Origin of the sequence: Lysinibacillus sp. VIII_CA (assembly GCF_049943995.1) — a bacterium.
GTDB classification, from domain to species: domain Bacteria; phylum Bacillota; class Bacilli; order Bacillales_A; family Planococcaceae; genus Lysinibacillus; species Lysinibacillus pinottii.
Genome location: NZ_JBNFXM010000001.1, coordinates 382,324 through 405,694, shown reverse-complemented (window position 1 = coordinate 405,694; position 23,371 = coordinate 382,324). Strand labels below are relative to the sequence as shown.

General features: G+C 38.1%; 24 protein-coding genes. 20 read left to right on the top strand and 4 right to left on the bottom strand.

Annotation, left to right across the window (positions count from 1 at the left end; all coding sequences use genetic code 11):
• Positions 1 to 33: 33 nt before the first annotated feature.
• Positions 34 to 480 (top strand): YlbF family regulator, encoded by a 447-nt coding sequence (locus ACP3VS_RS02020; RefSeq protein ID WP_031418901.1) that lies wholly within the window; start codon positions 34 to 36, stop codon positions 478 to 480.
• A gap of 532 nt (positions 481 to 1,012) precedes the next feature.
• On the opposite strand, the gene ACP3VS_RS02015 is transcribed toward ACP3VS_RS02020, so the two are convergent.
• Entirely contained in the window at positions 1,013 to 1,921 is a 909-nt protein-coding gene (locus ACP3VS_RS02015) for a glycerophosphodiester phosphodiesterase (RefSeq protein WP_197149238.1), read from the bottom strand.
• A gap of 375 nt (positions 1,922 to 2,296) precedes the next feature.
• Here ACP3VS_RS02015 and ACP3VS_RS02010 point away from each other — a divergent pair, with 375 nt between their 5' ends.
• The gene (locus ACP3VS_RS02010; protein WP_031418902.1) at positions 2,297 to 2,569 is read left to right on the top strand and encodes a YlbG family protein; all 273 of its coding nucleotides are present in this window, start codon (positions 2,297 to 2,299) and stop codon (positions 2,567 to 2,569) included.
• A gap of 2 nt (positions 2,570 to 2,571) precedes the next feature.
• Here ACP3VS_RS02010 and ACP3VS_RS02005 read toward each other — a convergent pair whose 3' ends face one another.
• Positions 2,572 to 2,961, bottom strand: a complete 390-nt coding sequence (locus tag ACP3VS_RS02005; RefSeq protein WP_426388329.1) for a DUF7147 family protein — start codon at positions 2,959 to 2,961, stop codon at positions 2,572 to 2,574.
• Between the two features lie 56 nt (positions 2,962 to 3,017).
• Between ACP3VS_RS02005 and ACP3VS_RS02000 the strand changes: the two genes are divergently transcribed.
• The 3 genes from ACP3VS_RS02000 (at position 3,018) to coaD (ending at position 5,570) form a co-directional block, all read left to right on the top strand.
• On the top strand, positions 3,018 to 4,439 hold the full coding sequence (locus ACP3VS_RS02000; RefSeq protein WP_036214899.1) for a hypothetical protein: 1,422 nt from the start codon (positions 3,018 to 3,020) through the stop codon (positions 4,437 to 4,439).
• A 71-nt stretch (positions 4,440 to 4,510) separates the two neighbouring features.
• Entirely contained in the window at positions 4,511 to 5,077 is a 567-nt protein-coding gene (gene rsmD, locus ACP3VS_RS01995; RefSeq protein ID WP_031418904.1) for a 16S rRNA (guanine(966)-N(2))-methyltransferase RsmD, read from the top strand.
• 1 nt (position 5,078) lies between these two features.
• Positions 5,079 to 5,570, top strand: coding sequence for a pantetheine-phosphate adenylyltransferase (coaD, locus tag ACP3VS_RS01990; protein ID WP_012293141.1), 492 nt, complete (start codon positions 5,079 to 5,081; stop codon positions 5,568 to 5,570).
• A 61-nt stretch (positions 5,571 to 5,631) separates the two neighbouring features.
• Here the strand turns inward: coaD and ACP3VS_RS01985 are convergent, their stop codons facing one another.
• Positions 5,632 to 6,531: a hypothetical protein gene (locus ACP3VS_RS01985; RefSeq protein ID WP_230584349.1), complete on the bottom strand. Its 900-nt coding sequence runs from the start codon at positions 6,529 to 6,531 to the stop codon at positions 5,632 to 5,634.
• A gap of 118 nt (positions 6,532 to 6,649) precedes the next feature.
• Between ACP3VS_RS01985 and ACP3VS_RS01980 the strand changes: the two genes are divergently transcribed.
• Complete coding sequence (locus ACP3VS_RS01980) at positions 6,650 to 7,696, top strand: SepM family pheromone-processing serine protease (RefSeq protein ID WP_426388328.1); 1,047 nt, start codon at positions 6,650 to 6,652, stop codon at positions 7,694 to 7,696.
• A gap of 46 nt (positions 7,697 to 7,742) precedes the next feature.
• On the opposite strand, the gene ACP3VS_RS01975 is transcribed toward ACP3VS_RS01980, so the two are convergent.
• Positions 7,743 to 8,954 carry a nucleotidyltransferase gene (locus ACP3VS_RS01975; RefSeq protein ID WP_012293144.1) on the bottom strand — a complete coding sequence of 404 codons (1,212 nt, stop codon included), beginning with the start codon at positions 8,952 to 8,954 and terminating at the stop codon, positions 7,743 to 7,745.
• Positions 8,955 to 9,121: 167 nt separating this feature from the next.
• On the opposite strand from ACP3VS_RS01975, the gene ACP3VS_RS01970 reads away from it, so the two are divergent.
• The 14 genes from ACP3VS_RS01970 (at position 9,122) to murD (ending at position 23,364) form a co-directional block, all read left to right on the top strand.
• The gene (locus ACP3VS_RS01970) at positions 9,122 to 9,655 is read left to right on the top strand and encodes a YceD family protein (RefSeq protein ID WP_031418910.1); all 534 of its coding nucleotides are present in this window, start codon (positions 9,122 to 9,124) and stop codon (positions 9,653 to 9,655) included.
• Positions 9,656 to 9,679: 24 nt separating this feature from the next.
• Positions 9,680 to 9,853, top strand: a complete 174-nt coding sequence (gene rpmF / locus ACP3VS_RS01965; protein ID WP_004224819.1) for a 50S ribosomal protein L32 — start codon at positions 9,680 to 9,682, stop codon at positions 9,851 to 9,853.
• A gap of 163 nt (positions 9,854 to 10,016) precedes the next feature.
• On the top strand, positions 10,017 to 10,784 hold the full coding sequence (locus ACP3VS_RS01960) for an enoyl-CoA hydratase/isomerase family protein (protein WP_031418911.1): 768 nt from the start codon (positions 10,017 to 10,019) through the stop codon (positions 10,782 to 10,784).
• A 110-nt stretch (positions 10,785 to 10,894) separates the two neighbouring features.
• Positions 10,895 to 11,272, top strand: a complete 378-nt coding sequence (locus ACP3VS_RS01955) for a transcriptional regulator (protein ID WP_012293147.1) — start codon at positions 10,895 to 10,897, stop codon at positions 11,270 to 11,272.
• A 187-nt stretch (positions 11,273 to 11,459) separates the two neighbouring features.
• On the top strand, positions 11,460 to 12,365 hold the full coding sequence (locus tag ACP3VS_RS01950; protein WP_012293148.1) for a ketopantoate reductase family protein: 906 nt from the start codon (positions 11,460 to 11,462) through the stop codon (positions 12,363 to 12,365).
• Complete coding sequence (locus tag ACP3VS_RS01945) at positions 12,362 to 12,757, top strand: DUF3397 domain-containing protein (protein ID WP_031418914.1); 396 nt, start codon at positions 12,362 to 12,364, stop codon at positions 12,755 to 12,757. Before ACP3VS_RS01950 ends, ACP3VS_RS01945 begins: the two co-directional genes overlap by 4 nt.
• A gap of 273 nt (positions 12,758 to 13,030) precedes the next feature.
• A complete protein-coding gene (gene bshC, locus ACP3VS_RS01940; protein ID WP_012293150.1) occupies positions 13,031 to 14,647 on the top strand; it encodes a bacillithiol biosynthesis cysteine-adding enzyme BshC in 1,617 nt (538 codons plus the stop codon).
• Between the two features lie 255 nt (positions 14,648 to 14,902).
• Positions 14,903 to 15,334 carry a division/cell wall cluster transcriptional repressor MraZ gene (gene mraZ / locus ACP3VS_RS01935; RefSeq protein WP_008173894.1) on the top strand — a complete coding sequence of 144 codons (432 nt, stop codon included), beginning with the start codon at positions 14,903 to 14,905 and terminating at the stop codon, positions 15,332 to 15,334.
• 62 nt (positions 15,335 to 15,396) lie between these two features.
• Complete coding sequence (gene rsmH, locus ACP3VS_RS01930; protein ID WP_012293152.1) at positions 15,397 to 16,347, top strand: 16S rRNA (cytosine(1402)-N(4))-methyltransferase RsmH; 951 nt, start codon at positions 15,397 to 15,399, stop codon at positions 16,345 to 16,347.
• Entirely contained in the window at positions 16,348 to 16,719 is a 372-nt protein-coding gene (ftsL, locus tag ACP3VS_RS01925; RefSeq protein WP_012293153.1) for a cell division protein FtsL, read from the top strand.
• Positions 16,716 to 18,944 carry a penicillin-binding protein gene (locus ACP3VS_RS01920; RefSeq protein ID WP_036167365.1) on the top strand — a complete coding sequence of 743 codons (2,229 nt, stop codon included), beginning with the start codon at positions 16,716 to 16,718 and terminating at the stop codon, positions 18,942 to 18,944. Before ftsL ends, ACP3VS_RS01920 begins: the two co-directional genes overlap by 4 nt.
• 57 nt (positions 18,945 to 19,001) lie before the next feature.
• Positions 19,002 to 20,918 (top strand): stage V sporulation protein D, encoded by a 1,917-nt coding sequence (locus tag ACP3VS_RS01915; protein ID WP_012293155.1) that lies wholly within the window; start codon positions 19,002 to 19,004, stop codon positions 20,916 to 20,918.
• Between the two features lie 125 nt (positions 20,919 to 21,043).
• On the top strand, positions 21,044 to 22,015 hold the full coding sequence (gene mraY / locus ACP3VS_RS01910) for a phospho-N-acetylmuramoyl-pentapeptide-transferase (RefSeq protein WP_036160939.1): 972 nt from the start codon (positions 21,044 to 21,046) through the stop codon (positions 22,013 to 22,015).
• Positions 22,015 to 23,364 (top strand): UDP-N-acetylmuramoyl-L-alanine--D-glutamate ligase, encoded by a 1,350-nt coding sequence (gene murD, locus ACP3VS_RS01905; protein WP_207889693.1) that lies wholly within the window; start codon positions 22,015 to 22,017, stop codon positions 23,362 to 23,364. Before mraY ends, murD begins: the two co-directional genes overlap by 1 nt.
• Positions 23,365 to 23,371 lie beyond the last annotated feature (7 nt).

Sequence of the window (23,371 nt, the reverse complement as noted above, 5' to 3'; positions counted from 1 at the left end):
GTTATGATGGGAAAGAGATTGGGGGAATTAAAAATGATGATGACCTCTGACTGGGTATTCATTTTAGATGAGGCGGAAGCGCTTTGTGAGATGATTCTTTCCTCAGAACCTGCGATGGCGCTCCGACAAGCGTATGATGCCGTTTATAGTGATACACAAATTGTAGAAGCTATTTACGCGTTTAATCGCATGAAAGAACAGTACGAAGATGTACAACGTTTCGGAAAATATCATCCGGACTACCATACAATTATGAAGTCGATTCGCCAACAGAAGAGGGCGCTTGACTTAAATGAAAAGGTTTCTGCCTTAAAAATTGCTGAAAACGATTTTCAGGACTTGCTTGATGAGATTAGCCTACTTGTAGGGAAAACAGTCTCTGAAGCGGTAAAAGTTCCTGTAAGCAATCCATTCTTTGCATCTGGTTCATCTTGCGGAGGAGGATGTGGCTCGGGCGGTTCATGCTCATGCTCAGCGTAAATGAAGATGTGTTAAAACACATCTCTACTAGACTGTACACAACTCGAAGTAAAACTGAGTTTGTTTACAGTCTTTTTCTATACAATTATGGCAGGAGGCAATATACATGAAAAACATAGGATTGCAGTCGTACCAGAAGATGGTATATGAAAAGAGGTAGTACCAGCAGTTATAGATGCACATGCACTTAATAAGGGGGATCTATTAGATGGTCGCTTTCAATACGAGTGGACATCTTTCCAGGGGCATTATCACTTAGAGAGGGCTAATATGAAACCTGAAAATGGGATAGAGATTTAGAGTCATATGACCAAATTTTCTTATGGGCAGTGGGCATGCCGCAATTAGTGCCAGACCATATATTCTTAAGAAGGCTACTGAACGGATGCGGTATTACAACATGAAGAATCAGTCTATCAATGAAAGACATTACTTAATATAACAAAAGCCATCGTGTATCTCGATGGCTTTTATCAATAGTAAGAAGGAAGGCGTTTATTTAAAACATTAGCTTTCCATAGGATAATCCTTGTTAAGACTCTTGAGTTTGAAATAATTCTACGGCTATATCAGGACGATCCGTAATAATCCCTTTAGCGCCGTTAGTAATTAATTTTTTCATCGTCTCTATGTCATTGATTGTCCAATAGTGAACTGGAATGTTGAGATTATTTAAAAACTGAATAAATTTTGGAGAATCTAAAGCGATAACCCCTGATTTAGGAGGAATTTGGAACACATCTACTTTTGGATGATATAAATGTCCGAATTGACTGGAGAAGGAAGCAAATGCTTTTCTTACATCTGATTCACCTGCACCAAGCGCCACCTGATTTTGAGCATATAAGTTAAAACGATCTATTTGCTCACCATAAAAACTTGTTACAACAACACGATCCTCTGCGCCAAGTTCTTCAATTAAACGCCAGAGCTTAGAAGGCATTAGACTTCCTTCATAAGTTTCAGGGGCATCTTTAATATCGATATTGATTAACATATGTGGGTAAGTCTCAAGTAGCTCACGTAATGTTACTACTTGTAATTTATCCTCACGATAAGGGAAGGCTCCATCCAAATCTTCAAATTGATAGCCGTGGTTTAAGGCATTGATTTCTGCCAATGTCATATCAGCTATAAGGCCGTAGCCATCTGTTGTTCGTTCAACTGTTTCATCGTGGAAAACAATAATTTCTTCGTCTTTTGTTAATCGTACGTCTATTTCAAATCCATCAACGCCTAGCTGAGCTGCTTTGTCAAAGGCGATCATAGTATGTTCGGGTGCTAAATGAGCTCCGCCTCGGTGTGCAAGAATGATTGTGCGATCAAACTGTAATGCTTGTTTACCTTCACGTTGCTGTGGTTTAGAAATAGCTTTACTACCCGCCCAAGCTGCCGCACTTGCAGCTGCGATTGCAATTGCTATTTTAGTTTTCTTCCCCATATTCGTCCTCCTTAACAATTTTTTTCTAAAGTAATGGTGAATTCATTGTTTCAATGACTAGCTCCCAACGTTCGTCCAAGAGCTTTATAAAAAACTAGTAAGTAGTTAAGGGAATGATGATTTTTTCATGTCGACTTCTACCTTCATCCGTGATGAAAGAATGAGGCATAAACATCTCATCCTTCAGTAAAATATACATTCCATGGAAAAAATAATCATGTAAGCTATTTAAAACAACTGATTCGAATTTCTACGATGCTAACGTAGTATGCTTTTCCATTATAACGGAAAATCGAGCGTTCTGTCAGCTAAACTCTGTTGCTATCATTTTCTGGTCTATGGTATGCTTTTAGGTAAGAAATGAGGGAATCCATTATGAACGAACGACAAGGGCTAATCGTTTACGTCCATCAATTAAAACATGCGAAGTCTCTTCGGAAATATGGTCATGTTCTTTATATTTCTAGAAGACAAAAATATGTAGTGCTGTATTGTGATCGTGAGGACATTGAAATGTTGACAACAAAACTACAACGCCTTCCTTTTGTGAAAGACGTTGTGGAATCTTACCGTCCATTTGTGAAAACTGAATACGAAAATGCAAAGCCAGATAAAGCCAAGGAATATGACTATAAAGTAGGTCTATAATATTAGGGCAATGCTGGTATATAGTTATTTAGTCTTAATATGCCGATTAAGTATTGATAAAATAGTTTTGATTCCGAAAATATAGATGAGTGCTTTATTTCTACAACAACTGCTTTTCGGTCTAGTTGTTCTATTTGTGCTTCAAACATTTTTTGTCGCTTAGTTGGTTGTTCATCATGATAAGGGATGCCTTCGCGACAAATATATATTGGCATGAATTTACTTTCACCCACTGGTTTGAAGGCAACGGCTAAGGAGATTACCTTTTTATCTTCTTTTGTAGATGTTAGTATAAAGGCCTGATGAAAGCGTTCCTGATTGGTTTTAATAATTTCAAGTAGCTCGTATACATCACCATAGCCTTCTCCTAATTCTATAAATTGTTGTGGCATAATAATTGCACATCCTTTCCAATACTCATAGTATCATGCTGCGGGAGGTCAAGCACATGAAATTTGCATTAAGCTTTTTTTCTATTTTAGTACTTATTATTTCAGGAACGTTATTTTTCCAGTATCATGCATACTCATCTGATTTAGAAACCGGCATAGGGGATTTTCATTACTCGCAGGAAATTGAGATTGTTTATCGTGAAAATAGCTTAGATATTCGCCAACATTTTAAAAATTTGCCAAATCAAAAGGTGAAAATAAAATGGCCTGAAAAGGCAACAAATCCTAGTTGCTTTATCGAGAATGAAAAAAGCTGTGATCGATTATCAGATGAGGTCTCTTATTTTGCAAAAGGGGAGACAAAATCACAATCTGTGTCATACATAATTCCGATTGAGGGTGGCTTGAAAAATAAGATGCTCCTTCAAGACGTTTTTGCTACACTAATTAATGGTGAAGCGTCCTATTCAATTGTTCATATTTCTACAGATAGTAAAATTAATGGACAATGGATTACAGGTTTGCCATTAGTAGGTCAACAACAGCTATCACTTGTTAACTATACGATGTTTAGAGGCAACGGAACTGTTCATGATCTTTATTGGCAAGCAGGAAAACTCAAAGTACAAGAACAAACGCCTGTATTATCAATCTATGCACAACAGGCTGTTCCGAATGATTTCCTAAAATCTTTAGAGAGTTTACAGTTTTTAAATGATGAACATATCGCGATTATTCAAGAGAAAAGTCCTGTCCCGGTTCATGATGAAAGGTTGTTATTTTTACCAACACTTACAGCTCAAGCTGTTGAACAGGAAGTCATTTTGTCCCAAATAAAATCGCAATATACATTTGTGGACTCCCCAGAATGGTTGCTAGAAGTTGTGGCATCCTATTTAGTGAATGATTCAATTGGTGGAGACAAAGCAAAGAAAATTGTGAAGACATTGAATGATTATATGACAGATAGTCAACAGCAGAGTTGGCAAGATAAGTTGAAAAAACTTGGAGATGACCCTATTTCTCCAAACACTATGGATGAGTATTTATCGCAAGTGTTAGATGCTAAGACATCATACTTTACGTTAAATGCAGCACAGAAAAACGGAACATATCCGTTATTATTTGAGGATTCTCGAGATGTATATGTGAATGATGTGTTGAAGGAAGACGTTCATGTTATTCTATATGAAGGACAAGCGTTATATACGGCAGATACGTTATTACCTTATCTTGGTTATACAGTCGGAGAAGGAAAGAACGGCTATTATGTAAATAGCGAGCATCGCACATTCCGATTCCCTAAAGAACCTGGATTTTATGTATTCAATCAGCGAAGATATTCAACAATTTCAGAGCCAATTATTAAAATTGCTAATCAGTATTATGTGGAAGAAGCTTGGTTACAACGTTTATTCTTAGTTGAATTACAAAAGAAAGAGGAACGTATTCAAGTATTAACACAAGAGCAACAATAAATTTTGCAGCGGAGGGCTTTCCTTTCGCTGCAAAAATACTTTATATGGATGAAAGTACGGTGATAGCTTATATGAGAGTTGTAGCAGGAGAGCGTAAAGGAATGCCGCTAAAGGCGATAGCTGGGAATACGACGAGGCCTACAACTGATAAAGTGAAGGAATCGATTTTTAATATTATTGGTCCTTTTTTTGATGGAGGTACTGCACTTGATTTGTTTGCAGGAAGCGGCGGTTTAGGCATTGAATCGCTAAGTCGTGGTGTAGAGCGTGCTATTTTTATTGAAAAAGATGCAAAAGCCTTTCAGGTGCTGCAAGAAAATATAAAAAAATGCCGTTACGAAGAGCATACTGAGCTGTTTCGCATTGATGCAAAGCGTGCTGTGAAAGCGCTATTAAAGCGTGATATTACGTTTTCATTAGTTTTTTTAGATCCACCTTATCATCAAAAGGAATACTATGACTTAGTACAATTACTCGTTGATAATGAAAAAATTCAACAAAATGGTATTATTTTATGTGAACATGCAAAAGAAGTAACATTGCCTCAAAGTTTTGGTGAGTTTGTTTTAAAAAGACAAGAAGCATATGGCGGAACAATTATTTCTGTTTATCGCTGTACAGAGGAAGAGGGAGAATAAGTTGTCAGAGAAAATTGCTGTAGTTCCTGGAAGTTTTGACCCTGTGACATTTGGCCATTTAGATATTATTAAACGTGCAGCCGATGTGTTCGATATCGTCTATGTCGCCGTATTAAACAATTCAGCAAAAAATCCGTTGTTTTCTGTAGAGGAGCGTATGGCTTTAATGGCTGAAGTAACAAAAGCGTTACCTAATGTTCGGATAGAAAGTTCTTCAGGTCTTCTCATAGACTATGCTAAAGAAAAAAAAGCCAAGGCCATTGTACGTGGCTTACGAGCAGTTTCAGATTTTGAATATGAAATGCAAATTACTTCTATGAACCGTTTTCTTGATGAAACCATTGAAACATTTTTCATTATGACGAAGAATCAATACTCATTCCTAAGTTCCAGTATTGTAAAAGAGGTTGCGAAATATGGAAGTGATGTAAATGAGCTAGTTCCAGATTGTGTTGTACAAGCTTTAAAAGAAAAATATGGTTTTTCCCAATAGTGGTTGAAGAGGATGTCGGTAATATACGCTGAACATCCTCTTTTTTATCTGTGAAAACTAATTATTTCAGAAAAAATAGAGCATAAATAGTTGGTACAATGATTATGCTAAGGAGGCGGAATTTTAGATAAGGTCTCACAGAAAGTTTGGCGGATTTAGCAATCACAAAAATTTGTAAATGAATACTTATACTTTGCATCGTTAACAAAATGACGACTAGTAAAGTAGTATACGGAAAATCTGGGAAGGCAGTGACAGTCATTTTAAGACCATTTGTCACTTCTAGAATAGCTGCTAAGGAAAGTTCAATTGTATAAGGCAGCTTTGGTATTAATTGATCTAATCCCTGTTGCACAATAGTCTGGATGGTTGTGAAAAAGATAATAGTTGTGCCCACTAGCAAAATTGTTGGGGCAGTTTCTTTAATACTTTCTGAAAAGGGAGCCGTATAAAGTGTAGTGTTGTGAACAGATATGGTAGGTGAATCCGTTTTGCGGTATAAAAAGTAACCAGTTACTAAGCAACAAATATTAAACGTATGTAGTAAACATAAAAATAACCATCCAAACGTATTACTGTGTAGTAAATCAAGACTTACAAAACCTAACACGAATAATGGACTTGGTGCATGACAAACAGCTAGTAGAAAATTTGCTTCTTTAGGATGTAACTGACCGCTGTTTTTTAAATAAACAATAGTGGTTGCTCCAGTTGGATAGCCCCCAAGTGCGCTAATAATATAGGCTTGTACGTATAAGGAAGCTCTCTTTGTTTTCGTACGCATAGGCGCTGTTAAACGCAAAAGCCATTGTGTTAATACCAAATAGGGTAGTAAATACGGAAATAACGCCTCCATGAAAAGAGATAAGCCTAAATCAGTACCACTATGAGCGGTTTGTGGGAATAACAAGAGTAAGAGAATTAGAATTACGCAGAGCGCTATTTGAATTGTAGCAAACATGTTATCATCTCGTTTCAACTTTTTGTCATTCACATAGGCAAATGCTAAAATTAATATATGTGAGAAAGGCAAAAACATGAACGTATGGTTTTGCAAGCGTCCTAGGAGGTGTATTCAAGTGAAGAAAAAAATTGGCATTTATGCGGTGGTAATAGTCGTGATTTGTTCTATGATGTTATACCGACTAGACGCGTATATTATGAAACCTGGTAGTGCCTATGATGTCAGTAAATTTGTTACAGTCGATAGCAAGGAGCCAGATAGTTTAGGGTCTATGAGTCTCATGACGGTTGCCATGCAGCAAGCCACACCGTTTTCATATTTATGGGCTAAAACTCAAAAATATCAAAAACTCATGGATATTGAACAAGTCCGAAATCCATTAGAGGATGATGAGGAATATAATGTTCGACAGTTGAAATTAATGTCAGATTCACAATTTAATGCAAAATATGTAGCTTTCCAAAGAGCTGGATTAGAGACAAAAATTCATTTTAACGGTGTTTTTATCTTAAATGTATTAGATGGTGGTGCTTCAGACGGCATCTTAAAAGCTGGTGATGAAATAATTGAAGTGGATGGTCACAAAATAACTAATCAGCAAATGCTTGTAGAGCTTTTACAGCCTAAACAGCTTGGGGATCAAGTAACGATTCAATTTATACGACAAGAAGAACAGCAAAAGGCAACGGTTACATTGAAGGAAATTCCAAATGCGCAAGAACATAGAGCGGGTTTAGGGATTTCTTATACAGAAAGCAAATCAATTGAAACCAATCCACAAGTAACAATGAAAACAGAGGATATTGGTGGTCCATCTGCAGGATTGATGTTTACACTTGAAATATTAGACCAACTTCTGGATGAGGATTTAACGAAAGGTTATGCCATTGCAGGTACAGGAGAAATGCTAGTGGATGGATCTGTTGGTCGAATTGGGGGGATTGACTATAAGGTCATAGCGGCTGATCGTGATGGTATGGAAATCTTTTTTGCCCCCGATGATGAAATTTCTACAGAAATGAAGGCAAAATATCCAGATTTAGAGTCGAATTATACAACTGCTGTAAAAACAGCGAAGGAGATTGGGACAAAGATGAAAATTGTACCTGTGAAAAATGTAGATGATGCCATAAAATATTTAAAGCAGCTGCAACAAAAATAAAGACGATAAAGGGATGCTAGACTATCTAGCATCTCTTTTTATGACTTTAATTACGAATTGGGGGTGTTTGATAATCTTTAGGGAGACTCTGCGCTGTAACGCCTTGTTCTATACTTAAATTGTATAGCTCTGCAGCATGAATATCGATGGCCAACATAGCATCATTTGCAGCTGCAACACGACTTATTAAAGGTAATTCAATATCTTTTTTGCGCTTTCCTAAATAAGCTTGACCCTTTGCGCTCATGCCAAGTAAACGGATAAATGATGGGGCTTCAAAGCTCTGTAGCTGCTCCTTTGTAAACCCTGTATAAATATGAGTGATCATACGTTGTATTCGTGTCCATGTATAACGTTTAGATTTTATTTTTTCCATAAAGCTATTAAAGGATGAGCTATTTTTTGCAGCTTTCATAATAGCGTTCTCAATTCCTTCAGTTACTTCTGCATAACGAGTGAGCTCTGAAGGCGTGTGTCTCATGATAGTGAACTGTAATAGTGGCCAAAATGATTCCCAACTGGCAAATTTTTTATAGTGTCTATGCCAGTCTGTCAAATAATCAAAAGATGTCTCAGGGACAACCTTTTGCACACTTTGTAAAGAACTTGTAGATGCTAGGGCTTTACGTATTCCAGTGGCGCTTGCAATGGATGAGTCCTGTTTAAGTGCATCATGATAACCTGCTGCGATACGGGGAATGGTTAGCGGCTTGATGTTACTGTCCAGCGTTCTCGCCGCCTCTAGATAATGAAAGCCAAGAATATTATTGGGTTGTGCAAGATCAATGTATGGGGCTGGGAACTTCTGAGTAAGCTGTTCATAGGCGTAATATAGGCTTTTAGGGTAGCTAGCCCCCGTTTTAAGGCTGTCTTTTATGAGTGCGTCATATTCTGTACGGTTATTGTCAATCAAATCATAAGTGTTCAAGAATGGTTGGATAGAGCCATCCTCACTACCAAAAGCAAATGAGTCACAGCCAACGGCAGTTAATATTGAAATCGCCCCCTTTGCGAAATCAGTAGCAGGAGCTGTACTATAGACATAAGGTAGCTCAATGACAATATCTACACCACCTGCGAGTGCCATTTTTGTACGTGTCCATTTATCAACCATAGCTGGTTCACCACGTTGTAAAAATGTTCCACTCATAACAGCGATGACAATATCTGCTTTCGCTACTTTTTTTGCCTGTGTCAAATGATAGGCATGTCCGTTGTGAAAAGGATTATATTCAACAACAATTCCAACTGCTTTCATGCTTTCCCTCCTGGTCATTTATGTTTTTATGGTAAGCTGTTAGGAGCAAATATACTTCTTATAGTATATAATTATAAGTAGGTTTTAAAGTAGTGACAAGAAATTATCTTGACATCTATTTTTACACATTATATAATCAACATTGTTGTCTCGAGGTGATTAAACGAATGAAATGGTCAATTCATCAATTATCTAAATACCGCCAAAACGGGATGCCAATCGATGCCTTTGTCCAATTGGACGAAGTGATGGAGCGAAACCAGGATATTCGAGCAATTTCGCCCGTTCATGTAAAAGGGCTATGTACTTTTGGTGCATCGCAAATGACATGTCAGTTAACTGTGAAAGCGACGTTAACACTACCATGTGCTCGCACGTGGGAGGATGTTGAGTTTCCTATCAATGTTGAGACAGTTGAAATTTTTAGCTGGATTGACGAAGATCAACGAGGAGACGATGACGGAGACATTCACTATATTGACGGTGAAGTCATCGACATGAAACCAGTTCTTGAGGAACTAGTGTTACTCGAGGTGCCTATGCAAGTGTTCAAGGAAAATACTGAAGGACAAGTGCAAGGCGGTAAAAGCTGGTCTTATGCAACAGACGAAGACGTAGAGCTACACAAAAAAGCTGACGAACAAAAAGTGGATCCAAGACTAGCTGCTTTAGCTAAGTATTTTGATCAAACAGACGAATAGACGATCTGTAAGGAGGTGCCATCAATGGCTGTACCATTTAGAAGAACTTCTAAAACTGCAAAAAGAAAGCGTCGTACGCATTTCAAATTATCTGTACCTGGTATGGTAACTTGCCCTAACTGTGGTGAGGCTAAATTATCACACCGTGTTTGCAAAGCTTGCGGACAATACAAAGGTAAAGAAGTAGTAAGCAAATAATACAGTGTTTGCTCACTTAAAAGGCTAGTAGAGAGACCATGGCTCTTTACTAGCCTTTTTTTGATGGATTAAAAACGGAATATTGCGTCGTTTGTGAAGTTTAATATAATAGTGAAATAATTGTATGATACAATTATTTCATGGAGACAAAGGGGGTAGTGATGTGAGTTATACGATTGACAATCGTGATGGTGTTATGACTTTTACGATTAATCGAGAAGAGAAGCGTAATGCTGTCAATGATGAGGTTATGAATGGTCTTCAGGAAGTCATTATGTATATTCGTAAACATGAGGATGTACGTTTTTTAGTAGTGACGGGTGCTGGAGAAAAATCATTTTGCTCTGGGGGAGATCTATCTGAGTTTCATTCTCTGGAGACGGAGGATGAGGCATTTGGTATGTTAAGTAAAATGGGGAACATATTATATGACCTTGCGACGCTCCCGGTTCCGACGATAGCGCTTATAAATGGTACTGCAGTTGGTGGCGGTTGTGAGATTGCCACGGCTTGTGATTTCCGTTTAGTGGCAGAACATGCCAAGTGCGGTTTTATTCAAGGGACCTTAGCCATTACGAGTGGCTGGGGTGGTGGTACATATCTTTTTGAAAGAGGGTTACGTCATGATCGTGCGTTAAAAATGCTTGTAGATGCAAAGCCATATCCTGCACATTTGCTCTATGAAATAGGGTGGGCAATGCGAGTTTTTGAAGGCTCAAAAGAAGAGGCGTTAAATGATTTTATTGAACATATGCGAAAAATACATCCGTCTGTTCATAAAGCTTATAAGGAAATCGAACTTCGTAAATGGCGCGAACGAAATATGTATGAGCGGGTGATGGAGGAAGTTCGTACTTGTGCAAAATTGTGGGAAAGCGAAGCGCATCATCTGGCTGTTAATAATTTCTTAACTAAGAAGAATAAAAAGTGATGTATAAAGGCAGTGATGAAAGTAAAACATCATCACTGTCTTTTTTCATGCAATGATTCTATTTTGCTCGCTACTGCATATAGTAGTAAAAAATGCGAGGGTGATAGATTATGGAATTGAAAAAAAGAAAAGATCAATGGACAAAGGAAGACGATGAAAGACTAGCAGAAATTGTCTTGCATAATGTGCAAAATGGCAAAACGCAGTTGGAGGCTTTTGAAATGGCGGCTGTGGAATTGGGCCGTACAAAGCAGGCATGTGGCTTCCGTTGGAATAAAACATTACGTGGTCAATATAGTCAGTCATTATTAGCTGTAAGAAATCAACCACAACAATCTATGCGAAGTCACTTGAAATTGGCATTGACAAGTTTTGACGAATTAACAGATGCCTATCAAACCCTTGAAATGAAACATCGCGAGTTGCAAAATGAACATGAGAAATTAGTGAAGTGGCTGCAACAAGGTTATTCATTAATGAAAGATTAAATTAACAGTAGCTTCGGAAGATTATACAATATTTATCTTTCCTAGAGATAAAACCCTTTCAGTATATCGTCAATAATCAGCCAATCTTGTATAATAGAAGAACCTGCTTAGGGGTGCCTTAGAATTTATTCTGAGGCACCTTATTCTTATAGCTTTATAAAGTAGTGAGGAAAGGATGTAAAATGAAATGATGAAGGTAGCAGTTATTGGTGCTGGTGCGGTTGGTCAATTAACAGCAAGCTTTTTAGCAGAGTCGGGAATGTCAGTGTCATTGGTTGCCAGAAAACAGGAGCAGGTAGAAGAGCTAACTATCAATCAATTAACGCGATTGAATGTTGATGGAACTAAAACTGTACAAAAAATTGTTTCTACAACAAATTTAACTTCTTTACCACCTCAAGATTTAATGGTCATTGCTGTTAAATATGTTCATTTACAGAATCTCTACGACCAATTAGCGTCACTATCAAATGAAATACCTTTGCTCTTTTTGCAAAATGGCTTAGCTCATTTTGAGGAGGCACTAAATTTACCTCAAAAAAATATCGCGTTTTGCTCTGTATCTTTTGGCGCACAATTGCTGAATCAAACAACGGTTCAACATAGAGGAATTGGTCCATGTAAAATAGCTATTGAACGAGGGGAACAACATGTTTTTTTTAAGTTGTTACAGTTACAAAACCCATTGTTTCCTGTTGAACTGGTCGATAATGCGGAGAAGATGCTATTTGAAAAAGCTATATTCAATAGCTTAATCAATCCATTAACTTGTGTATTACAAATAAAGAACGGGGAACTAGTGACGAATACACACGCGTATGTACTTATGAAAAATTTATATGAGGAGTTAACAATGGCGTTCGAAGGCATTGAGCGCACTATATCTTTTGGAGACGTGGTAGACTTATGTAGGCAAACAGCCGAAAATACCTCTTCTATGCTTGCAGATCGTATGCAGGGAAGAAGAAGTGAGATTGAAACAATTGTTGGTGCCATACTGAATAAAGCCTTAACAAATGGTCATCATTTGCCTACTTTGCGTACCTTATATCTCCAAGTACTTGCGATAGAGGAGAGCGGTGAACAAAGTTGAAAGACATTTTACATATAATTGTTAGTATCGTTATTTTTTGTCCAATTGTTCTTTTTATTATAGTCTATCTAATTAGTAGGAAAGTTAAAATACGGGGCACGCATGCATTTGGTGCAGCCTCTGATGTGACAACCTTCTGTTTGTTCTTTTCGGTACCCTTAGGCATTGGGGTACTATGGCAAATAAATGTAGGGGGACTTTTAGTCATACTTGCAATAATGATGGCTATGATTTTTACATATATTGATTGGCGGACAAAAAAAGAAATAGAAGTGAAGCCTTTATTAAAGAAAATTTGGCGTTTTTTATTTTTATTATTGAGCACCGCGTATGCTGTTATTTGTATAATTGGTGTCATTCAGTCCCTTGTAGACTATTTTCGGGTTGTCTAAGCATTTTCTTTTCAAGTTGGAGCTATAAGGGTTAAAATAATAGCATTATAAAGTAGATATAAAAAATCATTCTTTATGGATGGGAAACTGATTAAAGGCCATAAAGCCCAGAGCTAGAAGAATAGTTCAGTAATATTGCACAGTGCTATATTTATGGTGGGAGAAATGCAATATGGGCTAAAACATTTACTGCATCATGTGCATAATATGTGAGGAATCAATTTCTCGTTATAAGTAAATTAATGATTGAGTGAGTAGAGGAGCTTATGTTAAATGAAACTGGAGTCTATCCAAGTACCTATAAAAAATAATGTGCTAGCCGATTACTGGTCGCCAAATACTGCCATTCATCAGTTTTTTGAATACGAATTTAATGATCAGGCTTTTGAGAAAAGAGCGAAGCATTTAGCACAACATGCCAGAGATCAAAAAGAGCTGACAGCCATCATCCGTCAATTTATGGAGCCGCTAGGGCTATCACAAAAAGCGAATGAGCATTTACAACAATTAGAACAGGGAGCTATGGTCATAATTGGTGGCCAACAAGCAGGTATCTTAACTGGCCCTCTTTACTCCGTTCATAAAGCGATTTCAGTGATTGTGTTAGCAAAAGAGCAAAGTGTGAAGCTTCAAAGATCTGTGGTACCTGTTTTTTGGATAGCTGGAGAAGATCATGATTTGGAAGAAATTAATCATACCTATACGGTGCATGGTGAGCTATTAAAAAAACGTGCATACAGTGAGCGCTCTAGACGTAAAACAATGGCTTCTGCAACAATGCTCAATAAAGAGTCAATGACACAATTCATCCATACCGTTGTTAGGGATATTGGGGAAACAGAGTATACAGAGGCGCTTATTAAACAATTAGTAGATGTGCTAAACGAAAGTGAGACATTTACTGATTTCTTTGCGCGGTTAATGAACCAATTATTTAAAGATGAAGGGTTACTGTTAATTGATGCAGCGGATTATAATTTCCGTCAATATGAAAGTACCAATTTTACGCATATCATTCAGCATAGTGAAGAAATTGCTAGAGTCGTAACAGAAAAGGAAGAGCAACTAGAGCGAACGGGCTACGGAAAACCTATTTTGGCCACACGAGAAGCAGCTAATTTATTCTATGTAGAGGATGGAGAACGTCATCTTTTAGAAAGAAAAAATGATCTATTTATTAATTTAGCAGCAAACCTTAAATTTACTCGAGAAGAGCTATTAGAGATTGCTGAAAAATATCCAGAGCGTTTGAGTAATAATGTAGTGTCTCGCCCATTAATGCAGGAAATGACGTTCCCTGTACTAGCATTCGTCGGTGGTCCAGGTGAATTAGCTTATTGGGCAACATTAAAGAGTGCATTTTCTGTGCTAGACCTACAAATGCCTATTTTTGCTCCACGCCTTCATATGACGATTGTGACGCGTCATGTAGAACAATTATTACGTGAACATCAATTGTCTGTTACAGATGTTTGGAATGGCAAAGCCTTAGAAATGAAAGAGCGTTTTATTCATGATGTGCAAGATATTGAAGCTAAACGCCAAATTCAGGCTATGGAGCAGTTATTAGCAGAAAAGTACAGTGAGCTTGCATCGTATTTAGAGGAACAACATTTAACTTTAGATAAAATCCTTGTGAAGAATCAAGAAAATCATGCAAAACAATTTGATTACCTTCAGCAAAAAATTGAACAAACTGTACTCGATAAGCATGAGACTACTATACGCAAATTTACGACGCTACAAAATGAGTTGTATCCAAATGAGGGCTTCCAGGAAAGAACGTATAATCCGTATCAATATTTTAATGAGTTTGGACCTATGTTGATTGCTGAAATGTTAAAGCAAAACTATAGTATTGGCAAACACCACTATTTACTTTATTTATAAAACCTAAGTATCAAGTTCTTTATACCTAGGTAGTTTTTTGATACAATAGGGATTTGATGAATAATGTCTATAAAAATCGTATATAGAGAGCTATCCTACTAAGGATAGCTCTTTCTTTATGTCATTTAGCATATATCAAAAATTCCTATCAAGGTCTAATTGCATATTAAGAGATAAAATGTCAAGTTTTTTTTAAAAAAAGTGGAGGAAAGTGGGGGGATGTGGTACATTATTTAATAAAGTGGGGTGAGTAGTATGTTCATGGGAGAATATCAACACTCCGTTGATGCAAAAGGGCGATTAATCGTGCCGGCAAAATTTCGTGAAGCTTTAGGCGAAGCGTTTGTTGTCACAAGAGGTCTCGATAACTGTCTATTTGGCTATCCTATGAATGAATGGCGAAAACTCGAAGAAAAGTTAAAAGATTTACCGATGACCAAAAAGGATACACGTGCATTTGCAAGGTTTTTCTTTTCTGGAGCAACAGAGGTAGAAATAGACAAGCAGGGGCGAATCAATATTCCAGCTACTCTTATGCAACATGCACATCTGGTTAAGGAATGTGTAGTGTTGGGGGTTTCAAATCGAATTGAGATTTGGGCTAAGGATGCATGGGAAGCTTACTTCAGCGAGTCTGAACAATCTTTTAATGAAATTGCAGAAAATATGATTGGCTTTGATTTTTAACTTTTGATAGGCATGTCAATGCAAAGTTGACATGAGGTTAAGGCCTGAAAGGAGCGAGTGGTATGTTCGATCATACAACCGTGTTATTAAAAGAAACTGTTGATGGGTTGAACATCGATCCTGATGGTGTATATGTGGACTGTACGTTAGGTGGTGCAGGCCATAGTGAATATTTAGTACAGCAATTATCAGATAAAGGCCGATTAATTTGTTTTGATCAAGATATGACGGCTATTGAAAATGCGAAAATTCGATTAGCGCCCTATATTGAGCGTGTCACGTTTATCCACTCGAATTTCCGGTATTTAAAAGAAGAATTATTGGCTCATGGTTTTGAACAAGTAGATGGCATTTTATATGACTTAGGCGTATCTTCACCTCAGCTAGATACACCAGAGCGAGGCTTTAGCTATCACCATGATGCACCACTAGATATGCGCATGGATCAAACGGCAACACTTACAGCTTTTGAAGTTGTCAATCAATGGGCTTATGAGGATTTAGTACGTATTTTTTTCCGTTATGGGGAAGAAAAGTTTTCAAAGCAAGTTGCTCGTAAAATTGAAGAGGCGCGCAAATCAGCACCGATTGAAACAACTGGACAACTTGTAGAACTTATTAAAGAGGGTATTCCAGCAGCGGCACGCCGAAAAGGTGGGCATCCAGCAAAGCGCATTTTCCAAGCAATAAGAATTGCTGTCAATGACGAGTTAGGCGCGGCAGAGGATTCATTAGTCGATGCGATTGATATGATTAACGTAGGTGGACGCATTAGTGTCATTACGTTCCATTCATTGGAGGACCGCCTATGCAAGACAATCTTTAAGGAAGCGTCATCATTACCGGAATTACCACCAAATTTACCTGTAATTCCCGATGACATGAAGCCAACTTTAAAGCTTATTACACGAAAGCCAATTGTTCCTTCAGATGAAGAATTAGAAGTGAATAATCGGGCGCGTTCAGCAAAGCTTAGAGTGGTGGAGAAAATTAACGACAAAGGGCGTGAGTAAATGGCAGCCGTACGTGTAAGGCAACAGCACCAACATCAACAAGTGCAACAACCGATAACACCACCTAGTCCACAACCCACTATCATACGTCGTAAAAAAACGAACCAGAAGTTTGAGAAGACAATGCTAATTGTTTTAGTTAGCATTATTGCTGTATTAGGTATCCTGGTATTAAATAAACAAGCAGCTATTCAAACTACAAACATGGACATTCAAAACATCGAATCAGAAGCAGATGAGATTGCAAAACAGAATGTTGACTTAACGGTTCGTGTAAGTGAACTTTCTACATACGAAAACATATGGAAAAAAGCGAAAGAACTCGGTTTAACTCAAAATGAGAAAAATGTAAAGGTAGTGCCGGGAGAATGAAAAAAAAGAGATTTCGATTCCAATGGGGAGCCTTTCTATTATTGATTTTTTATGGAGGGCTCTTTTTTCTATTATTCACAAGAATGGTGAACATTCAGGCGACAGGGCAAGTAGAAGGACAGGAGCTTGCAGCAAGAGCAGCTGCTAAGTATGGTAAGGAAAGTGTTATCACAGCAAACCGAGGAAAGATTTATGACCAAAACGGTCAAGTGATTGCAGAGGATACGTTAAGCTATCGCCTAGTAGCTGTCGTAAGTGAAGCAGCTACAACGGATTCAAAGAAACCGAGGCATGTTGTAGATGCTGAAAAAACGGCTCAAGTTTTAGCGAAGTATATTCCAGCCATGCAAGGAAAAGAAGACGAAATTCTTAAAAAGCTAAATAATCGCTATAGAAGCGATGGGAAACCATTATATCAAGTAGAGTTTGGTAGTTCAGGACGCGGTATTAGTCACGAGGTTATGAGTAAAATAAAGGAAGAAAAATTACCAGGGATTCTATTTGTTAGCGACTTAAAACGATATTATCCAAATGGTGTCTTTGCCTCCCATTTAATTGGCTATGCACTGAAGAAGGATAACGAGGACGGGACTGTTACAACAAAAGGCGAAATGGGCCTAGAATATACGTATGATAAAGAACTGACAGGCGTCGACGGGAAAATCAAATATGAAACAGATGCTTTCAGCTATTTATTACCCAACAGCGAGAAGATGGTGACGCCTGCTAAAAATGGGGATGACATTTATTTAACCCTCGATAAAACCATCCAAAGCTTTTTAGAGGAAGCAATGTCAAAGGTTGAAAAGGAATACAATCCTGAATCTATGACTGCGGTTGTAGCAGACCCCAAAACAGGGAAAATATTAGCGATGTCCCAACGACCTACGTTCAATCCTGAAACACGCGAAAGCCAAAATATGAAATGGCTGAACGAGGTAATTGAGGAGACAATTGAGCCTGGTTCAACGATGAAAACATTCACGCTCGCTTCAGCGATTGATACAAATACGTGGGCTCCGAATGCAAATTTTCAATCTGGCTCTTATACAGTACATGACCGAACAATTCGAGACCATAATCAGGTTGGATGGGGACAAATTAGCTATTTAGAGGGTTTCCAACGCTCTTCGAATACGGCCATGGCCCACTTATTAAAATTGATTGGCGATGATGTCTTTGTGGAATATTTAGACCGCTTTGGTTTTGGCCACAAAACCGGAATTGATTTACCGAATGAAGCGGCAGGAACAATATTATCTCAATACCCAATCCAACGAGTAACAACAACATATGGGCAAGGGTCAACCGTAACACCTATCCAAATGATTCAAGCCATGACTGCTATTGCGAATGATGGCAAGATGATGCAGCCCTATGTAATTGACCGCATTGTTGATTCATCAACAGGGAAGGTTATTCAAAACCATGAACCTGTTGAAAAAGGACAGCCAATCAAAGCAGATACAGCGAAACAAGTACGAGAAATTCTTGCTTCTACTTTAACTTCAAAATATGGTACGGCAAAGGATTTTATATTGGAAGATTACGAGGTTGCGGGGAAGACAGGGACAGCGCAAATTCCGAGAGCAGATGGTACGTATGCTTGGGGCGCTAACCAATTCCTATATTCATTTTTAGGAATGGCTCCCGTTGATGATCCTCAGCTCATTATGTATGTCTCAGTGAAAAAACCTAAGTTAAATAATGAGCTTGGATCAGTGCCAGTATCTAAAGTGTTTAATCCTGTGATGTTAAATAGCTTAAAGCACCTTAATATTAATCCGGATGATGTACAGCATGTGGATAAGGTAGATATGAAGGATTATACAGGTCAAAGTGCTGAAGCGATTGAAGTAGAGCTAGGAAACAATGGATTGCAGCCTGTTATTGTTGGTAGCGGGGGTAAAATCATAGACCAATATCCTAAAGATACAAAACAACTAGTAAAAGGTAGTTATGTATTTTTAAAGACAGATGGAGATATCATATTGCCAGACTTTACGAATTGGTCATTAAGAAATTTACTTGTATTCAAATCCATGACAGGGGTAGAGATGGAGATTTTCGGTGAGGGCTTTGTAGCGAGTCAAAGTGTATCTCCAGGGACTGTTATAACGGATAGTTCGCCGATTGTTGTTAAGCTCAAAACACCTGCTGAAAGTTTTGTGCAAGATGTAGAAGCTGCCTCTGAGGGTGAAATTGAACAAGTAGAGGATGAATAATACTGAATAGAAGTCCACTTTATTTCATACGTTGTAAAAAACAAGGTGTGATGTCGAATGAAGTGGATTTCTATCCATTCTAAAAAGCGTTTACGTATTTTATATGTGTTGTTTATGTGTGCTGCAGTGGCGATAGTGATTAGGCTATTCTTTTTGCAAGTGTTAGATCAAAAAGAACTGACATCGAAGGCAGAAGAGAACTGGGACCGAGAAATACCGTTTGCTAATGAACGAGGGCATATTACTGATCGAGATGGGGAGAGTATTGTAACTAATAAGCTTGCACCAACTTTATATTTTATGCCCTCTCAAAGTAAAGATATTGAAGGGGCCGCTGAAAAAATTGCGCAAGTTTTGGAAGTGGATAAAGAGAAACTGTTAGAGAAGATGAAGAAAAAAGCCTATTTAGTAAAGCTAGCGCCTGAGGGAAAAAATATCCCCTATGAAAAAGCAGTTGAATTACAAGGCTTACAAATTGAAGGACTATATAGTGGTGTCGACTACTCTAGAGATTATCCATATGGGACACTTTTATCTCGATTTTTAGGATTTACAGGCTATGATGCACAAGGTTTAGCTGGTATTGAATACGAATATGATAAGTTTTTACAGGCTAATTCTTCTGCAATTCGCCTCTTTACAGATGCAAAAGGCAATAATCTACCAAATGTCGCGAGTGCTTGGAAAGCTGGTGAGGATGGAGCAACTATTGAGCTAACGATTGATGTCGATGTCCAGCAGGTCGTTGAGCGTGAATTGTCACAGGCTATGAAGCGCTATGAAGCGGACCAAGCATTGGCCATTGCTATGAATCCAAATAATGGTGAAATTTTAGCATTAGCCTCTTATCCAACTTTTAATCCGGCTGAATATCAATTAGTCGAACCAACGATTTATAATCGAAATTTACCTGTATGGATGACATATGAGCCAGGTTCTACTTTCAAAATTATTACCTTGAGCGCTGCATTGGAAGAAAATTTAGTGGATTTAGAGCATGATACATTTTATGATCCAGGGTATACAATGGTTGCTGGGGCAAGACTACGTTGTTGGAAGCGTGAAGGGCATGGACATGAAACCTTCTTAGAAGTTGTGGAGAATTCCTGTAACCCAGGCTTTGTTGAATTAGGGCAGCGGTTAGGAAACGAGCGACTATTGCAATATATTAAAGATTTTGGCTTTGGTCAAAAGACTGGTTCCAATATTGCTGGTGAAGCCTCAGGAATTTTATTTTCTAAGGAAGCCTTCGGACCCGTTGAACAGGCTACAACCTCATTTGGGCAAGGGGTAGCGGTAACTCCAATTCAGCAAGTTCAAGCGGTAGCAGCAGCTATAAATGGAGGCAAGCTATATACGCCTTATGTTGTAAAAAAAGTATTTAATCCAAATACAGGGGATGTCATACAGGAAACTGAACCTGTTGTCAAAAATCAGGTGATTCGTGAGGAGACTTCTGCAAAGGTTCGGGGCGCATTGGAGTCAGTTGTAGCAAATGGTTCAGGTCGACAAGCCTTTAGAGATGGTTTACGAATTGGCGGTAAAACAGGAACAGCGCAAAAGGTTGAAAACGGCCGTTACAAGAGTGGGGAATATATCGTATCATTTATTGGCTTTGCGCCAGCTGACAATCCGCAAATTGTCGTCTATGTAGCAGTCGACAACCCTAAAAAGACGACGCAGTTTGGCGGTGTTGTAGCAGCACCTATTGTTGGGCAAATAATAGAGGATGTTGCACCGTTTGTAGGTATTGAAAAATCAAAGGAACAGCTTGAAAAGGATTATCGATATGGTGATCCAATTACTGTGAAGGTACCAAATTTTATTGGTCAGACAAAGGATGATATTGCCAAGCAGTTTTATCCATTTCGTATAGAATGGCATGGAGAAGGGACTAAAATTGGTAACCAATTACCTGAAGTGGATAGTGTTATCAAACAAGATGGTACCATTCATTTATATTTGGAGAACTGAAATAACTTTACCTTTAAAAAATGGGAAAGAACCACTATTATTATGAAGGGTAGTAATAAATAAATGAAAGTTTATGCTTTTTTCCTAACGAAGAAAGTGAAACAAGATTTAAAGGAGATTTTTCAATGAAACTCGCAACAACACTTACCATTTTAGCTCTTGCTTTTATAGTAACAGTTATCCTGGCACCAATTAGTATTCCACTTCTTCGACGCCTAAAGTTTGGGCAAAGTATTCGTGAAGAGGGACCGAAATCACATATGAAAAAAGCTGGTACACCAACAATGGGCGGTATAATTTTCTTAATTTCTATCGTCCTAACAACTGTTGGTGTAGGAAGCTTTTTAGATTTATTAACGACACAGACCGTAGTACTTTTATTAGTATTAGCAGGATTTGGCTTAATAGGTTTATTGGATGATGGTTTGAAGGTTGTATTTAAAAGGAATTTAGGGTTAACCTCTCTTCAAAAATTAATTGGTCAAATTGTTATCGCCATCCTTGCATATTTTCTACTGTATGTTGGATCTTTTGATACAACGCTCGCTATTCCATTTACAGATTGGACAGTTGATCTTGGTGTATTCTATGTTGCCTTTTTAATCTTTTGGTTAGTAGGGTTCTCCAATGCGGTGAATTTAACAGATGGTTTGGATGGACTAGTGGCAGGAACTGCATCGATTGCTTTTGCGGCTTTTGGCGTTATCGCACTCTTCCAAAGCCAAGCAGATATCGCTTTATTTGCATTTGCTGTTACAGGAGCATTATTAGGGTTTCTATTATTTAATGCGAATCCAGCAAAAGTATTTATGGGTGATACGGGTTCATTAGCATTAGGTGGGGCATTAGCTATGGTATCGGTATTAGTAAAAGAAGAATTTTTACTTTTACTAGTTGGCTTGGTTTTTGTCATCGAAACATTATCCGTTATTTTACAGGTAGGAAGCTTTAAGCTACGTAAAAAGCGTATTTTTAAGATGAGTCCAATCCATCACCATTTTGAATTATCAGGTTGGTCAGAGTGGAAGGTAGTGCTTGTCTTCTGGTCAACTGCCCTAGCAGTAGCATTGATTGCAGTTTTATCGGAGGCGTTTTAATGAAAAACTATACAGATTTACAACATAAAAAAGTACTTGTGTTAGGCCTAGCGAAAAGCGGTGTGGCCGCTGCTGAAATTTTACATGAGCTCGGCGCCTTTGTAACAGTCAATGATTCCAAACCATTTGATGAAAGCCCAGATGCACAGGGTTTATTACAAAAGGGGATTACCGTGATTTGTGGTCGTCATCCTGAGGACTTACTGGATGAAGGTTTTGAATTAGTCGTTAAAAACCCAGGTATACCTTATAGCAATCGCATTGTAGCGGATGCTATACAGCGCGGTATTCCTGTATGGACAGAGATTGAACTTGCGTATTTAATAAGTGACGCGCCATTTATTGGTATTACAGGCTCGAATGGAAAAACAACAACGACCACTTTAATATTTGATATGTTAAACAACGGAAGTAAAAATCCATTAATTGCAGGAAATATTGGTACAGTTGCTTGTGGCGTTGCTAAAGAAGCTAGTAAAGATAACGTTATTGTAACGGAGTTGTCATCTTTCCAATTGATGGGGACTAAAACATTTAAGCCTAAAATTTCTATACTTACAAATCTTTATGATGCCCATCTTGACTACCATGGAACATTTGATAATTACGCTGAAGCGAAGTTTGGTGTGACACGTAATCAAGATGAAAGTGATTATTTTATTTATAATGCGGACCAACCAATTGTAGTTGGCTATGCGGCAAAATCCAATGCGCAAAAAATTCCGTTCAGTTCAAATGGGCGTACTGTCCACGGAATCAGTGCAGATGATACAACGATCTATTGGCAAGGGGATCCGTATATGGACCGAGCAAATATAGCACTGCCTGGTAAGCATAATTTAGAAAACATCCTAGCAGCAGTGGCGGCCTGTATTTTAGTTGGCTGTGACAAAGGGAAAATGGAAGAGGTTTTAGCGGCTTTTGGTGGGGTGAGACACCGTACTCAATTCGTACGCGAATGGAATGGTCGAAAGATTTATAATGACTCCAAAGCAACGAACTGTTTAGCAACAAAAAGTGCTTTAGATGCATTCCAGGCGCCCGTTATTTTGTTAGCAGGTGGTTTAGATCGTGGACATTCTTTTGAGGAGCTTCGACCTAGTATGAATCATGTGAAAGGCGTCGTCGCATTTGGAGAAACTGGATTACGTTTTGTTGAATTTGCAAAATCATGTGGTGTCCAACAAACAGTAATCGCTCAAAATGTGGAAGACGCTGTACACTATGCAGCACCGATGTCAGCAGAGGGAGATATTATTTTACTATCACCAGCTTGTGCAAGTTGGGATCAATATGACAGCTTTGAAATACGCGGAGATGTTTTTATTGATGCTGTAATGAAGCTGTAATGAGCCT

What these genes read in the sequence shown, in the direction of transcription:
- ACP3VS_RS02020 (WP_031418901.1), top strand. Translation starts at nt 34, where the DNA reads ATGATGATGACCTCTGACTGGGTATTCATTTTAGATGAGGCGGAAGCG.
- ACP3VS_RS02015 (WP_197149238.1), bottom strand. Translation starts at nt 1,921, where the DNA reads ATGGGGAAGAAAACTAAAATAGCAATTGCAATCGCAGCTGCAAGTGCG.
- ACP3VS_RS02010 (WP_031418902.1), top strand. Translation starts at nt 2,297, where the DNA reads ATGAACGAACGACAAGGGCTAATCGTTTACGTCCATCAATTAAAACAT.
- ACP3VS_RS02005 (WP_426388329.1), bottom strand. Translation starts at nt 2,961, where the DNA reads ATGCCACAACAATTTATAGAATTAGGAGAAGGCTATGGTGATGTATAC.
- ACP3VS_RS02000 (WP_036214899.1), top strand. Translation starts at nt 3,018, where the DNA reads ATGAAATTTGCATTAAGCTTTTTTTCTATTTTAGTACTTATTATTTCA.
- rsmD (WP_031418904.1), top strand. Translation starts at nt 4,511, where the DNA reads ATGAGAGTTGTAGCAGGAGAGCGTAAAGGAATGCCGCTAAAGGCGATA.
- ACP3VS_RS01985 (WP_230584349.1), bottom strand. Translation starts at nt 6,531, where the DNA reads ATGTTTGCTACAATTCAAATAGCGCTCTGCGTAATTCTAATTCTCTTA.
- ACP3VS_RS01975 (WP_012293144.1), bottom strand. Translation starts at nt 8,954, where the DNA reads ATGAAAGCAGTTGGAATTGTTGTTGAATATAATCCTTTTCACAACGGA.
- ACP3VS_RS01970 (WP_031418910.1), top strand. Translation starts at nt 9,122, where the DNA reads ATGAAATGGTCAATTCATCAATTATCTAAATACCGCCAAAACGGGATG.
- rpmF (WP_004224819.1), top strand. Translation starts at nt 9,680, where the DNA reads ATGGCTGTACCATTTAGAAGAACTTCTAAAACTGCAAAAAGAAAGCGT.
- ACP3VS_RS01955 (WP_012293147.1), top strand. Translation starts at nt 10,895, where the DNA reads ATGGAATTGAAAAAAAGAAAAGATCAATGGACAAAGGAAGACGATGAA.
- ACP3VS_RS01950 (WP_012293148.1), top strand. Translation starts at nt 11,460, where the DNA reads ATGATGAAGGTAGCAGTTATTGGTGCTGGTGCGGTTGGTCAATTAACA.
- bshC (WP_012293150.1), top strand. Translation starts at nt 13,031, where the DNA reads ATGAAACTGGAGTCTATCCAAGTACCTATAAAAAATAATGTGCTAGCC.
- mraZ (WP_008173894.1), top strand. Translation starts at nt 14,903, where the DNA reads ATGTTCATGGGAGAATATCAACACTCCGTTGATGCAAAAGGGCGATTA.
- rsmH (WP_012293152.1), top strand. Translation starts at nt 15,397, where the DNA reads ATGTTCGATCATACAACCGTGTTATTAAAAGAAACTGTTGATGGGTTG.
- ftsL (WP_012293153.1), top strand. Translation starts at nt 16,348, where the DNA reads ATGGCAGCCGTACGTGTAAGGCAACAGCACCAACATCAACAAGTGCAA.
- ACP3VS_RS01920 (WP_036167365.1), top strand. Translation starts at nt 16,716, where the DNA reads ATGAAAAAAAAGAGATTTCGATTCCAATGGGGAGCCTTTCTATTATTG.
- ACP3VS_RS01915 (WP_012293155.1), top strand. Translation starts at nt 19,002, where the DNA reads ATGAAGTGGATTTCTATCCATTCTAAAAAGCGTTTACGTATTTTATAT.
- mraY (WP_036160939.1), top strand. Translation starts at nt 21,044, where the DNA reads ATGAAACTCGCAACAACACTTACCATTTTAGCTCTTGCTTTTATAGTA.
- murD (WP_207889693.1), top strand. Translation starts at nt 22,015, where the DNA reads ATGAAAAACTATACAGATTTACAACATAAAAAAGTACTTGTGTTAGGC.